7 protein-coding genes are annotated in these 13,964 nt (G+C 74.5%); 5 read left to right on the top strand and 2 right to left on the bottom strand.

Features of this window, described 5'->3' with window-relative positions:
* Positions 1–37 precede the first annotated feature (37 nt).
* A complete protein-coding gene (locus tag ABD236_RS21495; protein WP_344075593.1) occupies positions 38–1,267 on the bottom strand; it encodes a serine/threonine-protein kinase in 1,230 nt (409 codons plus the stop codon).
* Between the two features lie 159 nt (positions 1,268–1,426).
* Complete coding sequence (locus tag ABD236_RS21500) at positions 1,427–3,139, bottom strand: serine/threonine-protein kinase (protein ID WP_344075595.1); 1,713 nt, start codon at positions 3,137–3,139, stop codon at positions 1,427–1,429.
* 406 nt (positions 3,140–3,545) lie between these two features.
* Here ABD236_RS21500 and ABD236_RS21505 point away from each other — a divergent pair, with 406 nt between their 5' ends.
* The 5 genes from ABD236_RS21505 (at position 3,546) to ABD236_RS21525 (ending at position 13,876) form a co-directional block, all read left to right on the top strand.
* Positions 3,546–7,298 (top strand): FHA domain-containing protein, encoded by a 3,753-nt coding sequence (locus tag ABD236_RS21505; protein WP_344075597.1) that lies wholly within the window; start codon positions 3,546–3,548, stop codon positions 7,296–7,298.
* A 431-nt stretch (positions 7,299–7,729) separates the two neighbouring features.
* Positions 7,730–9,076 carry an ABC transporter substrate-binding protein gene (locus ABD236_RS21510; RefSeq protein WP_344075599.1) on the top strand — a complete coding sequence of 449 codons (1,347 nt, stop codon included), beginning with the start codon at positions 7,730–7,732 and terminating at the stop codon, positions 9,074–9,076.
* Positions 9,077–9,083: 7 nt separating this feature from the next.
* On the top strand, positions 9,084–10,445 hold the full coding sequence (locus ABD236_RS21515) for a carbohydrate ABC transporter permease (RefSeq protein ID WP_344075601.1): 1,362 nt from the start codon (positions 9,084–9,086) through the stop codon (positions 10,443–10,445).
* A gap of 198 nt (positions 10,446–10,643) precedes the next feature.
* Entirely contained in the window at positions 10,644–11,522 is an 879-nt protein-coding gene (locus ABD236_RS21520) for a carbohydrate ABC transporter permease (RefSeq protein WP_344075603.1), read from the top strand.
* 116 nt (positions 11,523–11,638) lie between these two features.
* Positions 11,639–13,876: a bifunctional glycosyltransferase/CDP-glycerol:glycerophosphate glycerophosphotransferase gene (locus ABD236_RS21525; RefSeq protein ID WP_344075605.1), complete on the top strand. Its 2,238-nt coding sequence runs from the start codon at positions 11,639–11,641 to the stop codon at positions 13,874–13,876.
* Positions 13,877–13,964 lie beyond the last annotated feature (88 nt).

Genomic DNA, 13,964 nt, shown 5'->3' on the forward strand with positions numbered 1-13,964 from the left:
TTCCCCCGCGCCGTGCCGGGGCCGCGCGGGCCCGGGACTACGGGGGTCCCGGCGCCGAGTGCTTGGAGTCCTGCGGGGGCTTGTCGTCGCCGCCCGAGGTGGCCAGCCAGCCGCCGACCGCGACCGCCGCCGTCAGCGCCACCGCCGAGGCGCCCAGGATGATCCGGCGCCTGCGCAGCTGGTCCGCGCGGTGCCGGGCCGAGCCGGGGCGCGGGGTGCCCGCCGGGCGGGGGGCGCGGGCCGTGCCGAGGGGGCCGCCGGCCAGTTCGTCGGGACCGGGGACGCGCATGCTGGTGTGCGTGTCGCGGTTGGAGTCCAGGGGGGCGCCCGGGACCAGCGGCACCGCGCCCCGGCGGGGCCTTCCGGAGGGGGCCGCGGGCTCCTCGTACACCGGCTCCTCGGGCTCCTCGGCGTCCGGCTCGTCCACGTCCAGCGGTGGCATCCCGGCCACCAGCGGCAGCAGCTCGCGCAGCCGGACGGAGAGCTCCGAGGCGCGCAGCCGGGAGGCCGGGGCCTTGGCGAGGCACTGGACCATCAGCTGCCAGAGCTCGTCGGGGATGCCGGGCAGCGGCACCACGGTCTCGGTGACGTGGCGGCGCAGGACCGCGCCGGGGTGGCCGCCGCCGAAGGGCGTGAAGCCCGCCAGGAGCTCGTAGAGGACCGTCGCCAGGGCGTAGATGTCGACCGCGGCCCTGGGCGGCAGGCCCTCGACGATCTCGGGGGCGAGGTAGTCGGGGGTGCCGATGATGCGGGTGGCCTTGGTGCGGCGCGGGGTGTCGATCAGCTTCGCCACGCCGAAGTCGGTGAGGAGGGCTGGGTGCGCGCCGCCGGGGCCGAGCGGGCCCTGCATGTCCAGCAGGATGTTCTCGGGCTTGACGTCGCGGTGCACCACCCCGGCCGCGTGCGCGGCAGCCAGGCCGTCGGCCACGTCCGCGACGATCGCCACCGCCGCCTCGGGGGCGAGTCGGCGCTCGCGGTCGAGCCGGGTGCGTACGTCCGTGCCCCGCACCAGGTCCATGACCAGGGCGAGGTCGTTGCCGTCGACGACCAGGTCGCGCACGCCCACCACGTTGGGGTGGTCGAGACCGAGCAGCGCGGTGCGCTCCTGGACGAACCGGCCGACCAGCTCCTGGTCGGCAGCGAGGTCCTCGCGCAGCAGCTTGATGGCGACGGGCCCGTCCGGCCCCTCGCCTAGCCACACCGTGCCGGCGCTGCCCCGCCCCAGGATCTGGTGGGCGGTGTACCGGCTGCCGATATTCCGTGCCAAGACTGCTCCCTCAGCGGCTGGCTGTGCACGCCGAGGCTACGCGGCCCGGACGCCAACCTTCACTTCCGAAGGGGAAATCACCCCCTGGAAGTCGACAAATCGACGAAGTCGGCGCGGCACGGGCCCCGGTGGCCGCCCCCGTCGCCGCCCGGTCGCCGCTCAGTTGCCGCCGAGTTTGCCGACCCAGCCCGACACCTTGTCGACGGCGTCGCCGATCGCCTGCCAGTAGCCCTTGCCCTCGGCCACCCAATCCTGAAGCGGGGTCAGCTCCCAGATCAGCCAGCCCGCCACGATCAGCAGGACCACGCTGAACAGACAGCCCTTGAGGCAGCCCAGCCCCGGGATCCGCATCGGGTTGGCGCCGCGGCGGCGCGGCTCACGGGGCTCGCGCGGGGCGGGACCCTGCGGCTGCTGCGGCTGATGGGGCGCCTGCGGCGGGGCGTACTGCTGGTGCTGGGGCGGCTGCGCGTAACGCTGGTGCTGCGGGGGCTGTGCGTACGGCTGGGGCTGCTGCGGCTGCCGGTAGTGCTGGGGCGGCTGCTGGTGCTGGGGCGGCTGCGGGGCGTACTGCTGGGGGCGCTGCTGCTGAGGCTGCTGGGGCTGCTGCGCCTGGCGGTGCGGGCGGCGGCGCAGCGGGTCCTCGGCCGGGTCCAGGTACTGCACCTGCGTCTGCTCGTTGCGGTCGCGGGCCGCCTGGAGCTGGGACTGCCAGGGGTGCGGCTCCTCGGGCCGGGCGCCCTGCGGGCCGAACTGGTTCTGGCCCTGCGGCACCGGCGGCATCACCGCCGTCGGGTCGGCCGCGCCCCGGCCGGGCAGGACGGCGGTCGGGTCGGCGGCTCCGGGGGTGTTCGGCAGGTACGAGGTCGCGGCATTCGGATCGTGCCGGCCGTACGAGCCCGCGTTGCTCGGCAGCACCTGGGTCGGGTCGGCCGCGCCGGGCGTCTCGGGGACGGGCGCCGGCGCCGGGTCGGGCGCGAGCAGGGCGCCGATGCCGTCGGCCGCCTCGACCTGGGCCGGGGTCGAGTGCACCCCGATGCCGTCGGCCACCACGCGCAGGGCGCGCGCGAGGTTCTCGGCGCTGGGCCGCTCGTCCGGGTTCTTGCGCAGACAGCGCTCGATGACCGTCCACAGCGGGCCGGGCACGGTCGTGGGGCGGCGCGGCTCCTCGCTCAGATGCCGGTGCAGCACCTCCAGGGCCGTTCCGCCCGCGAACGGCGGGCGCCCGGTGACCAGCTCGTACATCAGGATTCCGGCGCCGTAGACATCGACGGCGGAGGTCTGCGGGCGGCCCTCGGCGGACTCCGGCGCCACATACGCGGGCGTGCCCACGAACTCGTGCGTACGGGTCAGGCCCGGGGAGTCCGCCAGGCGCGCGATGCCGAAGTCGGTGAGCATCGGGTGCATGGCGCCGTCGCGCTCGTCGAGCAGGACGTTGGCGGGCTTCAGATCGCGGTGGACGACGCCGTCGGCGTGGCTGGCGGCGAGCGCGTCCGCGATCTGCGCGGTGAGCAGGGACGCGGCGACGGGGGTGAAGGGGCCGTTGTCGCGCAGATAGCGGTGCAGGTCAGGGCCGTCGACCAGGTCCATGACCAGGGCGAGCAGATCGCCCTCCACGACCAGGTCGCGGGTGCGCACGATGTTGGGGTGCGTCAGGCGCAGCAGCACCGACCGCTCGCGCAAAAAGCGCATCACGATGTCGGCGTCGTTGGCCAGCTCCTCCTTGAGGACCTTGATCGCGACGGTCTCGCCGGGCCGGCCCGCCACGGCCGCCTCCGCACCCGCCGCCTCACGCTGGCGGGCGCGCCAGACGGTGCCCGTGGCACCGCGTCCGAGCGGCTCCTCGAGCAAGTACTTGCTGCCTACCGGCCGCACGTCATGCGCTCCCTGCTGGTCTGGCTGGATCCGGGTCTTCGGGGCTGCCCCCGAGCCGCCCACTGTAGTGCCGACCGCTGTCACCACGGCTGTGGCGGCGGCCGCGGCGGCGCGGGCCGCGCGCTCCGGCTGTTCGAGTAAAAGACGTCACCGTCGCACGGAAGGTTGCCGAACGGCCGTACCGAAGCGGGGTGATCGATTCCGACGAGGTGCGCAACCGGCCACTTTGCGGCCACATTTGCGTCGAGAGCCGATCATTCAAGATCACTTGGAGGTGGGCGGCGGGCGTGTTGTCAGTGGCAGGTGCGAGGATGCCCCCAGCACGACATGTGTGCCTGGTGGGGGGAATCACAAGGGGCTTTCCCTCCGTGCCCGGCACCCCCGCGCAGAAGGGACCGCCGAGGCGATGCAGATCCGGCTGACCGTCCTCGCGCCGCGCAGCGGCCACGCTGCGGCGCGCGCCTGCGACGTGCTCGTGACCGCGCCCGCCGGGACCGCCCTCGCGGCCGTCGCGTCGGGCCTCGCCACGGCCGCGTCCGGCTCCGAGGCGCCGAGCACGGTGGTGCTCTACGCGGGCCGGGAGCGCCTGGACCCCCAGCGCCGGGTGCTGGGCGAGCCGCCGCTGGTGGACGGGGCGGTGCTGTCGCTCTCCACCCCGGCCGACTCGTTGTCGTACGCGTACGAGGAGCACGCGGAGGCGGCCCCGGCCCGGCTGTGCGTGGTCGCGGGGCCGGACGCGGGCGGCGTCCATCTGCTGCACGGCGGCCAGATCCGCGTCGGCCGCTCGGCGGACGCGGATGTTCCGCTGGACGACCCGGACGTGTCCCGGCTGCACTGCGCGGTCACGGTCGGCGAGGGCGGCCGGGTCTCGGTGGCCGACCTGGGCTCGACGAACGGCACCCGCGTGGACAGCACTCCCGTCGGCCCGCAGCCGGTGCGCCTCCCGGTGGGCGCCCTGCTGCGGCTCGGCGAGTCCACCCTGCGCCTGAGCACCGGCACCCCGTCCCCCCAGCCGCTGCCCACGGCGGCGGACGGCGAGGGCCACATCCGGGTGATCCCGGGCCCCGGCTCCGCGCCGGACGGGGGCCCGGAGACCGCCCGGGTGCCGTCCCCGCGCGCGTCGAGCGAGCCGGGCCCCGGCGGGCACGGGCCGACGACGCATGGGACGGGGAGCGCGGGGGCTCCGGGCCCCGCTGAAGCGGGCCCCACTGACGTGGTGGAGGGCGGAGGCCGGTCGCACGGGCGGCCGGAGGAGGCTTTCGGGCAGGGGCGCACAGAAGGCGGCTTCGGGACGTACGGGGGTGTCCCCGGAGTTCAGGGCGGTGGAGTTCAGGGCGGCGCCGCTGAGGCGCGGGGCGGGGCTTCCGGAGCGCCGGGCGGCGCAGACGGCGGTCGGGGCCACCTGGCCGGGGCGGGCCCGGCCGAACAGGGTTACGGACCCGGAGCGAGCGACCGGACCCACGGCGCCCAGGCGGGCAGCCAGGAGCCTGGGCGGGGCGCGGGCGGGGCCTATGGCGCCGGGGCGGACGGGCGGACGCATGCCGCAGGCGCTGGGGCCGACGGGCGGGCGCACGGCGCGGGCGGGCAGGGTTACGACTCTGGGGCCGACGGGCGGGCGCACGGCGCGGGCGCGGGTGGTCGGACGTCCGGAGGGGGTTCGGGCACTCAGGGCTACGACGCTGGGGCCGACGGGCGGACGCACGGCGCAGGCGCTGGGGCCGATGGGCGGGCGCACGGCGCGGGCGCGGGTGGTCGGACGTCCGGAGGGGGCTCGGGCACGCAGGGCTACGACGCTGGGGCCGACGGGCGGACGCACGGCGCGGGGGGCTGGGCGCCTGGTGGTGGTGCGGGTGGGCAGGAGTACCGGCCCGCCACGGACGGTCGGGCGCCCGGGGACTCCTCGACCGGGCCGGGCCGTGGGCAGGGCACCAGTCGGCGCGTCGGGACGCCCCCTCGGGGGACCCGGATGCCCGAGGACGTGGAGCACGCGCGCGTGGACGACGGGGCTCCCGCCCGGCGGCGCGGAGGGATCGGCGCCTGGGCGCGGCGGCTCACCGGCGGACGGGCGGAGGCCGGGTACGAACCGGAGCCGGCCGAGGCCGTGGCCGTGGTGCCCGGCGGGTCGCCCGCGCCCGAGCGGTGGCCCGACCCGGCCGCGCTGCTGCTGACCGCGCTCGGCCCCGGGCCACGGCTGTGGGAGCGGCGCCCCGGGCACCCGGAGGAGCTGGCGATCCGGGTGGGGACGGCGGACCACGGCGAGCTGGCGGCCGTGCCGGTGACCGTCGGGCTGCGGGAGGTGGGCTCGCTGGGGCTCGCCGGTCCCCGCGCCCGGTTGAACGGGCTGGCGAGGGCGGCCGTGGCCCAGCTGGCCGCGCTGCACGCCCCGGCCGACCTGGAGATCGTCCTCATCAGTACGGAGCGCGGCCGCAGCCTCCAGACGCGTACGGCGGAGTGGGGCTGGCTCGGCTGGCTCCCGCATGTGCGCCCGGGGCACGGCCAGGACTGCCGGCTGCTCCTCGCGTACGACCGCGAGCAGGCCACGGCCCGGACGACCGAGCTGGTCCGGCGCCTGGACGACAGCCCGCTGGGCCCCGGCTGGGCGTCCGCCGACGCGGCGGCCGTGGCCGACGCCACCCGCCGCTACTCGGGTCCGTACACGGTGGTGGTCGTCGACGGCGACCCCGGCTCGTCCGTGCTGCGCGAGACGACCGCCCGGCTCGCCTCCGCCGGGGGCGCGGCGGGCATCCATCTGCTCTGTCTCGCCGAGACGCCGCCCGCCTCCCCGGTGTCGCCGGTGGAAGCGACGTACGAGTCGGCGTGCGCGGTCTCGCTGCCGTTCCGCGAGTGCGGGGCGGCGGCGCTGCTGAGCGGGGACGTGGCCACGGCGCTGCGGCTGCTGCGTACGGCGGGCGGCCGTCCGGCCGGGCACGGCACGCTGGCGGTGGTGGACGCGGTGTCCCCGGCGTGGGCGGAGCGTTTCGCGCGGGCGCTGGCGCCGCTGCGGGCGGGCGACGGGACGGCCGTCGCGCCCGGGCGGCCGCCGGTGGCGCTGCCCCCGTCGTCCCGGCTGCTCGACGAGCTGGGCCTGGCCCGGGCCACCCCGGCGTCCCTGATGGCGCGCTGGGAGTCGGCACCGGACGGGGCGGTGGTGCTCGGCGCCGGGCCGCGCGGCCCGGTCGGTGTCGACCTCGCGTCCGACGGGCCGCATCTGCTGGTCGAGGGCCCGGCGGGCAGCGGGCGTACGGAGCTGCTGCGGGCGGTCGCCGCGTCGCTGGCGGCGGGGGCGCGGCCGGACCGGCTGGCGCTGGTGCTGGTCGACGGGGCGGGCGGGGAGCGCGGCGAGGGGCTGCGCCCTTGTACCGAACTCCCCCATGTCTCCACCCACTTGGTGGCTTCCGACCCGGTCCGTATGCGGGAGTTCGCGCAGGCGCTGGGGGCGGAGCTGAAGCGGCGGGCGGAGCTGCTCGGGGAGCTGGGGTTCGCCCAGTGGCTCGCGCGGCAGGGCTCCGAGGAGGTCGCGGGCCGGGTGGTGAGTCCCCGGCCGCCGTCGGGCGGGGAGCAGCCGGGCGAGGTGGACGCGCCGTCCACCAGCACGCTGCGGCTGCGGCCGCTGGGGCGTACGCGTACGGAGGCGGGGCCGCCGCCGCTGGCGCGTCTGGTCATCCTGGTGGACGACTTCGACGCGCTGGTCGCGCCCGCGCTGGGCAGCCCCGGGCGGCCCGCGGCCGGGTCGGTGGTGCGCGCGCTGGAGGCGGTGGCGCGGGACGGGGAGCGGCTGGGGGTCCACCTGGTCGCCACGTCCGCGCGGCCGGAGCGTACGGCGGAGACGGAGCTGGCGCGGGGAGTACGGCAGGTGGTGCGGCTGGACGCGCCGCCGCTCAGCCCCTCGCCTGAGGAGCCGTCGCCCGGGCGGGGGCGGCTGTTCGGGCCGGACGGTTCGGTGACGCCGTTCCAGGGCGGACGGGTCACGGGACGGATACCGCGTACGGCGACGCTGCGGCCGACGGTGGTGCCGCTGGAGTGGGAGCGGATGGGGGACCCGCCGGCGCGGCGGCCGGTGCGGGAGCTGGGGAACGGGCCTACGGATCTGGCGTTGCTGGCCAGTGCGTTGGATCGGGCGGGACGGGTGGTCCACGCGGCGCCCCCGGCGGGTCTTTGAGCGGCCCGGCCTCTGTCTGCGGCTGGGTGGTGGGTTGCTCGCGCAGTTCCCCGCGCCCCTAAAGCGCCCCTCCGGGGCGATCACAGGCTGAGCGCCCCGGAGGGGCCGCACTTAAGGGGCGCGGGGGAACTGCGCGAGAAGCGGCCACCGGCCCGCAGCCGAAGGATCGCCCCGCAGGGGCGCGTTCCAGGGGCGCGGGGAACTGCGCGAGAAGCGGCCACCGGCCCGCAGACAAAGGCCGGGCACAAGAAGGGGCGCGGGGAACTGCGCGACCAGCCACCACCCCACCCGCAGACAAAAGCTGGCTGACGCAACGTCACGACCCCATCACGATCGGCCGGTTGACGATGACCACGCTATTGCTACGCCCCCGCACCCCGGCGTAGGACTGTCCGGACGGGACGACCGGCGAAGCGGGAGGCGGCAAGCCAATGCGTACAGGTCGGAAGTTGGTCGGGATAGCCATCGTCGGGGCGCTCGCCCTCACCGCCACCGCTTGCGGGGACGACAAGAAGGACGACGGGGACAAGCCAAGCAGGTCCGGCGCACCCGCAGGCGTCAGCCTGCCCCGGCTGGACGGGCAGAAGATCGAGGTCGCCGCCGTCTGGACCGGCCCCGAGCAGGCCAACTTCGTCAAGGTGCTGAAGGAGTTCGAGAGCCGTACCGGCGCCACCGTCACCTTCGTCCCCGCCCAGGACCCCATCGTCAACTTCCTCGGCACGAAGATCGCCGGAGGCAGTCCGCCCGACGTGGCGATGCTGCCGCAGGTCGGCGCCATCCAGCAGGCCGTGCAGAAGAAGTGGGTCAAGCCCGTCGGCCAGGGGGCCAAGGACCAGCTCGCCAAGAACTACGCCAAGGTCTGGCAGGACCTCGGCGCGGTCGACGGCACCCAGTACGCCGTCTACTTCAAGGCCGCCAACAAGTCCCTCGTCTGGTACAACACCAAGGTCTTCGAGACCGCCGGCGCCCAGGTCCCCAAGACCTGGAAGGACTTCCTGGCCACCGCCGACACCATCTCCGCCTCCGGTGTCACCCCCGTCTCCGTCGGCGGCGCGGACGGCTGGACGCTCACCGACTGGTTCGAGAACATCTACCTCTCCCAGGCGGGGCCCGAGAAGTACGACCAGCTGGCCAAGCACCGGATCAAGTGGACCGACCCGTCGGTCAAGGACGCCCTGACCACCCTCGGCCAGCTCTTCGGCAAGCCCGACCTGATCGCGGGCGGCGCCACCGGCGCCCTCCAGACCGAGTTCCCCGCCTCCGTCACCCAGACCTTCACGGGCGGCGACCAGCCCAAGGCCGGAATGGTCTTCGAGGGCGACTTCGTCGGCGTCAACATCGCCCAGACCAGCGCGAAGATCGGTACGGACGCGAAGGTCTTCCCGTTCCCGGCCGTCGGCGCCAAGGCCCCCGTCGTCACCGGCGGCGACGCGGCCGTCGCGCTCAAGGACTCCCAGGGCGCCCAGGCCCTGCTGACCTGGCTGGCCTCCCCGGACGCCGCCAAGGTCTGGGCCGCGGCGGGCGGGTACATCTCGCCCAACAAGGCCACCGACCTCGCCGCGTACCCCAATGACGTGCAGCGCGACATCGCCAAGGCCCTGATCGCGGCCGGGGACGACGTGCGGTTCGACATGTCCGACCAGGCTCCGCAGTCCTTCGGCGGGACGCCGGGCAAGGGCGAGTGGAAGGACCTCCAGGACTTCCTGAAGAACCCCAAGGACGTCAGCGGGGCCCAGGCCAAACTGGAGGCCGACGCGGCCGCGGCGTACAAGAGCTGACGGGGTCATGACCACCGCCCCGGCGCCGTCACCCGCCCCCGCCGCGCCCACACCCCCGCCCCCACCCCCGCGTGCCCGCAAGAGCGTCACCGGGACCCGCGCCTATCTCGCCGCCGGGTTCCTGCTGCCCGCGCTCGTGCTGCTCGGCGCGCTGGTGGTGTATCCGATCGGGTACTCGGTCTACCGCTCGTTCTTCGACCAGTCCGGCGACGGCTTCGCGGGGATCGACAACTACAAGGCCCTCTTCACCGACGACACCATCCTGACCGCAGTCAAGAACAACGCGATCTGGGTGGTCTGCGCCCCGACCGTCGCCACCGTCCTCGGGCTGATCTTCGCCGTACTGACCGAACGGGTGCGCTGGGGCACGGCGTTCAAGCTGATCGTCTTCATGCCGATGGTGATCTCGATGCTCGCCGCGGGCATCATCTTCCGGCTGGTGTACGAGCAGGACCCGGACCGGGGCGTGGCCAACGCGGTCTGGGTCGGGGTGCACGACACCTTCGCCGAGTCGGCGGGCTTCCCCCGGGCCCACCCGCTGCCCTCCGCCCCTCTCAGGCCGGGCGGCGGCGGCTCCTTCGTGACCAAGGACGCCGTCCACACCGGGCAGAGCGCGCTGCTCCCGCTGGTCGGGGTCGCCGCCGAGAAGATGCCGTCGTCCGCGAAGGCGGCGAAGCCCGCGGCCGCCGACCCCGGCGGAATCACGGGCACCGCCTGGCTCGACTTCACCAAGGGGGGCGGCGGCACCCCCAACGCCATCGACTCCAAGGAGCTGGGCCTCAAGGGCCTCAAGATCGAGGCCGTACGGGACGGCCGGGTCGTCGCCACCGCCACCGCGCGCGCGGACGGCACGTTCAGCCTGCCCGCCAAGGCCGACGGGGCCCGACTGCGGCTGCCGCGCGGCAACTTCCGCGAGCCCTACAACGGAGTGAACTGGCTCGGCCCGACCCTGGTCACCCCCGCCATCATCGGCTCGTACATCTGGATGTGGGCCGGGTTCGCGATGGTGCTCATCGCCGCCGGGCTCGCCGGGCTGCCGCGCGAACTCCTGGAGGCGGCACGGGTGGACGGCGCCAACGAGTGGCAGGTCTTCCGGCGGGTGACCGTGCCGCTGCTCGCGCCCGTCCTCGCCGTCGTCCTCGTCACCCTGATGATCAACGTGCTGAAGATCTTCGACCTGATCTTCATCATCGCCCCCGGCTCCAGCCAGGACGACGCCAACGTCCTGGCGCTCCAGCTCTACCGCTCCTCGTTCGGCACGGACGCCGACCTCGGCATCGGCAGCGCGATCGCGGTCCTGCTGCTGGTCCTGGTCGTACCGGTGATGCTCTTCAACATCCGCAGGATGCGGCGGGAGGCCCGGCGATGAGGACTGCCTGCGCCACGATCACTTCCTGCCGGGGGTCCGGGGGTCGCCCCCCGGGACAGCACAGCAATATCCGCAGGATGCGGCGGGAGGCCCGGCGATGAGGACTGGCTGTGCCACGATCACCTCCTGCCGGGGGTCCGGGGGTCGCCCCCCGGGACAGCACAGCAATATCCGCAGGATGCGGCGGGAGGCCCGGCGATGACAGCTCTGGGAGTCGTCAAGGCCAAGCAGTCCCTGCCCGCCCGGATCGCCGCCCGCGCCGGCGGCGGCGCGCTGCGCGTCTTCCTGATCCTCGTCGGGCTCTTCTGGCTGATGCCGACCGTCGGGCTGCTGCTCTCCTCGCTGCGCAGCCCCTCCGACATCGCCTCCACCGGCTGGTGGAAGGTCTTCAGCGAGCCCTCCCAGCTCACCTTCCACAACTACGCCAACCTGCTGGACAACAGCACGATCACCGACTCGCTGCTCTCCACCGTCGTGATCACCGTGCCCGCGACCGTGCTGGTCGTCGTGATCGGCTCGTTCGCCGGATACGCCTTCGCCTGGATGGACTTCCCCGGCCGCGACTGGTGGTTCATGGTCGTGGTGAGCCTGCTCGTGGTGCCCGTGCAGGTCGCCCTCGTCCCGGTCGCCAAGCTCTTCGGCAAGATCGGGATCTTCGAGACGACGGTCGGCGTGATCACCTTCCACGTCGCCTTCGGACTGCCCTTCGCGATCTTCCTGCTGCGGAACTTCTTCGCCGAGATCCCGCGCGAGCTCCTGGAGGCCGCGCGGCTCGACGGGGCGGGCGAGATACGGCTGTTCACCCGGGTCGTGCTGCCGCTGGGCGGCCCCGCGATCGCCTCGCTCGGCATCTTCCAGTTCCTCTGGGTCTGGAACGACATGCTGGTCGCGCTGATCTTCGCGGACTCCAAGCACCCGCCGATCACGGTCGCCCTCCAGCAGCAGGTACGGCAGTTCGGCAACAACATCGACGTCCTCGCGCCCGGCGCCTTCGTCTCCATGGTCATCCCGCTGGCCGTCTTCTTCGCCTTCCAGCGCCAGTTCGTGTCGGGGGTGATGGCGGGCGCCGTCAAGTAACCGGGAACACCCCCGACCGCCCAGGTCAGGCGCCCGGCGTCAAGCGGGCGCCGCGGCTTTACCCCGTCTGCCCCCACCGGCGTAACCCGGTCGCGCCATCGGCCGTTCTACGGGCCATGCCCCGGTTCAGCGTGATCGTCCCCGTGTACAAGGTCCAGGCCTATCTCCACGACTGCCTGGGCTCGGTGCTCAGCCAGTCGTACGACGATCTGGAACTGATCGCGGTGGACGACTGCTCACCGGACGCGTGCGGCGCGATCATCGACGAACTCGCCGCCCGCGACCGCCGCGTCACCGCCGTCCACCTGGACACCAACACGGGTCTCGGCCCCGCCCGCAACGCCGGACTCGCCCATGCCACCGGCGACTACGTGGTGTTCCTCGACGGCGACGACACCCTCACCCCGGGCGCCCTCCAGGCGATCGCCGACCGGCTCAAGGAGACCGGCGACCCGGACGTCCTGGTCTACGACTACGCGCGCACCTTCTGGTCCGGCGAGCGGGTGCGCAACAAGTCGGCCGCCCAGCTCGCCGAGGCCGGGCCCGCCACCTTCCGGCTCGCGGACCGGCCCGGGCTGCTCAAGCTGCTGAGCGTGGTCTGGAACAAGGCGTACCGCCGCGAGTTCATCGAGGAGCAGGGCTTCAGCTTCACCTCCGGCTTCTACGAGGACGCGCCCTGGACGTATCCGGCGCTGATGGCCGCCGACTCGCTCACCACGCTCGACCGGGTCTGCGTCCACTACCGCCAGCGCCGCCAGGGCAGCATCCTGTCCACCACCAGCCACCGCCACTTCGACCTCTTCGACCAGTACGACCGGGTCTTCGCGTTCCTCGACACGCGCCCCGAACTGGCCCCGCTGCGGCCGCTGATCTTCCGGAAGATGGCCGACCACTTCCTCACCGTGTTCACCACCCGGGTGCGGCTGCCGCGCGGCAGCCGCGCCGAGTTCTTCCGCCGCGCCCGCGCCCAGTACCGCCGCCACCGCACCCCCGGCGGCGGCCCGCGCACCCTGCGCGTCCGGGTGCGGCACGGGCTGGTCCGGCTCGGCGCCCACCGCACCTATCTGGGTCTGGGGGCGCTCAGCGCGCTGCGCGCCCGCGCGGGCCGCCCGCTGCGCGCGCTCGGCCGCGCCCTGCGCTCGGGAGTGCTCCATCTCCACTACCGGATCCAGCTGCGGCTGCCGTTGCGGGACGAGGCGGTCTTCAGCGCGTACGGGGACCGGGGGTACTCCTGCAACCCGGCCGCGGTCGAGGCTCAGGTGCGCGAGCTGGTGCCCCGGGTGCGGACCACCTGGGTGGCCGCGCCCGCGCACCTGCACACCGTGCCGCCCGCCACCCGCAAGGTGGCGTCGGGCACCTTCGCGTACTGGACGGCGCTGGCCCGCGCCAAGTACCTGGTCAGCAATGTGGAGTTCGACCGGCGGCTGGTCAAGCGGGAGGGGCAGGTGCTGCTCCAGACCCACCACGGCACCCCGCTCAAGACCATGGGCCTGGACCTGATGGGCCGCCCGGCGGCCGCCCGCGCCACCGACTTCGCCGGGCTGGTCGCGGGCAGCGACCAGTGGGACTACAGCCTCTCGGCCAATCTGCACTCCACCCTCACCTGGGAGCGCACCTACCCCTCGGGCTACACCACGCTGGAGTACGGCTATCCGCGCAACGACGTCTTCCACCGGGCCAGCGCCGCGGACGTGGCCCGGCTCCGCGAGGGCCTCGGCATCCCCGTCGGCGCCACCGCCGTCCTCTACGCGCCGACCCACCGCGACTACCGGCGCGACCAGCACCGCCCCCTCGACCTGGAGCGCGTGGCCCGCAGGCTCGGGCCCCAGGTCGTGCTCCTCACCCGCGCCCACCCCGCGTACGGGGCGCCGCTGGCCGAGGAGGCGCACCCCCGGATCATCGACGTCAGCGCGCACCCGTCGGTCGAGCAGCTGTGCCTGGCCGCCGACGCGCTGGTCACCGACTACTCGTCGCTGATGTTCGACTACGCCAACCTGGACCGCCCCATCGTCATCCACACCGACGACTGGGAGGCGTACGAGGCGGCCCGCGGCACCTACTTCGACCTGCGGGCCTTCCCGCCGGGCGCGGTCGCCCGCACCGAGGACGAGCTGATCGACATCTTCAGCACCGGCCACTGGCGCGGCTCCCGCTCGGCCCAGCTGAGGGCCGCGTTCCGGGCCCGGTTCTGCCCGTACGACGACGGACACGCGGCGGAGCGGGTGGTGCGGCGGGTGTTCCTGGGCCAGCCGGGCGCGCTGCCCCCGGTGATCCCGCTGGAGGACCGCCGCCCAGCCCCATCGGCAGCCCTGCCCGCCAGCGCGGTCCAACGAGAACTGGCAGGCCTGGTCTAGCGCCCCGTCCCCGGGCCCCTTTTCGCCCCCCGCCCAGCCCCTTGCGGCTCGGTGCGCGACTGCGGGCGGCCGTGGGCTGGTCGCGCAG

The organism is Streptomyces crystallinus (genome assembly GCF_039521265.1).
GTDB classification, from domain to species: Bacteria; Actinomycetota; Actinomycetes; order Streptomycetales; family Streptomycetaceae; genus Streptomyces; species Streptomyces crystallinus.

Coding starts and splice junctions, on each gene's coding strand:
- ABD236_RS21510 (WP_344075599.1), top strand. CDS start 7,730: ATGCGTACAGGTCGGAAGTTGGTCGGGATAGCCATCGTCGGGGCGCTC.
- ABD236_RS21525 (WP_344075605.1), top strand. CDS start 11,639: ATGCCCCGGTTCAGCGTGATCGTCCCCGTGTACAAGGTCCAGGCCTAT.
- ABD236_RS21505 (WP_344075597.1), top strand. CDS start 3,546: ATGCAGATCCGGCTGACCGTCCTCGCGCCGCGCAGCGGCCACGCTGCG.
- ABD236_RS21515 (WP_344075601.1), top strand. CDS start 9,084: ATGACCACCGCCCCGGCGCCGTCACCCGCCCCCGCCGCGCCCACACCC.
- ABD236_RS21520 (WP_344075603.1), top strand. CDS start 10,644: ATGACAGCTCTGGGAGTCGTCAAGGCCAAGCAGTCCCTGCCCGCCCGG.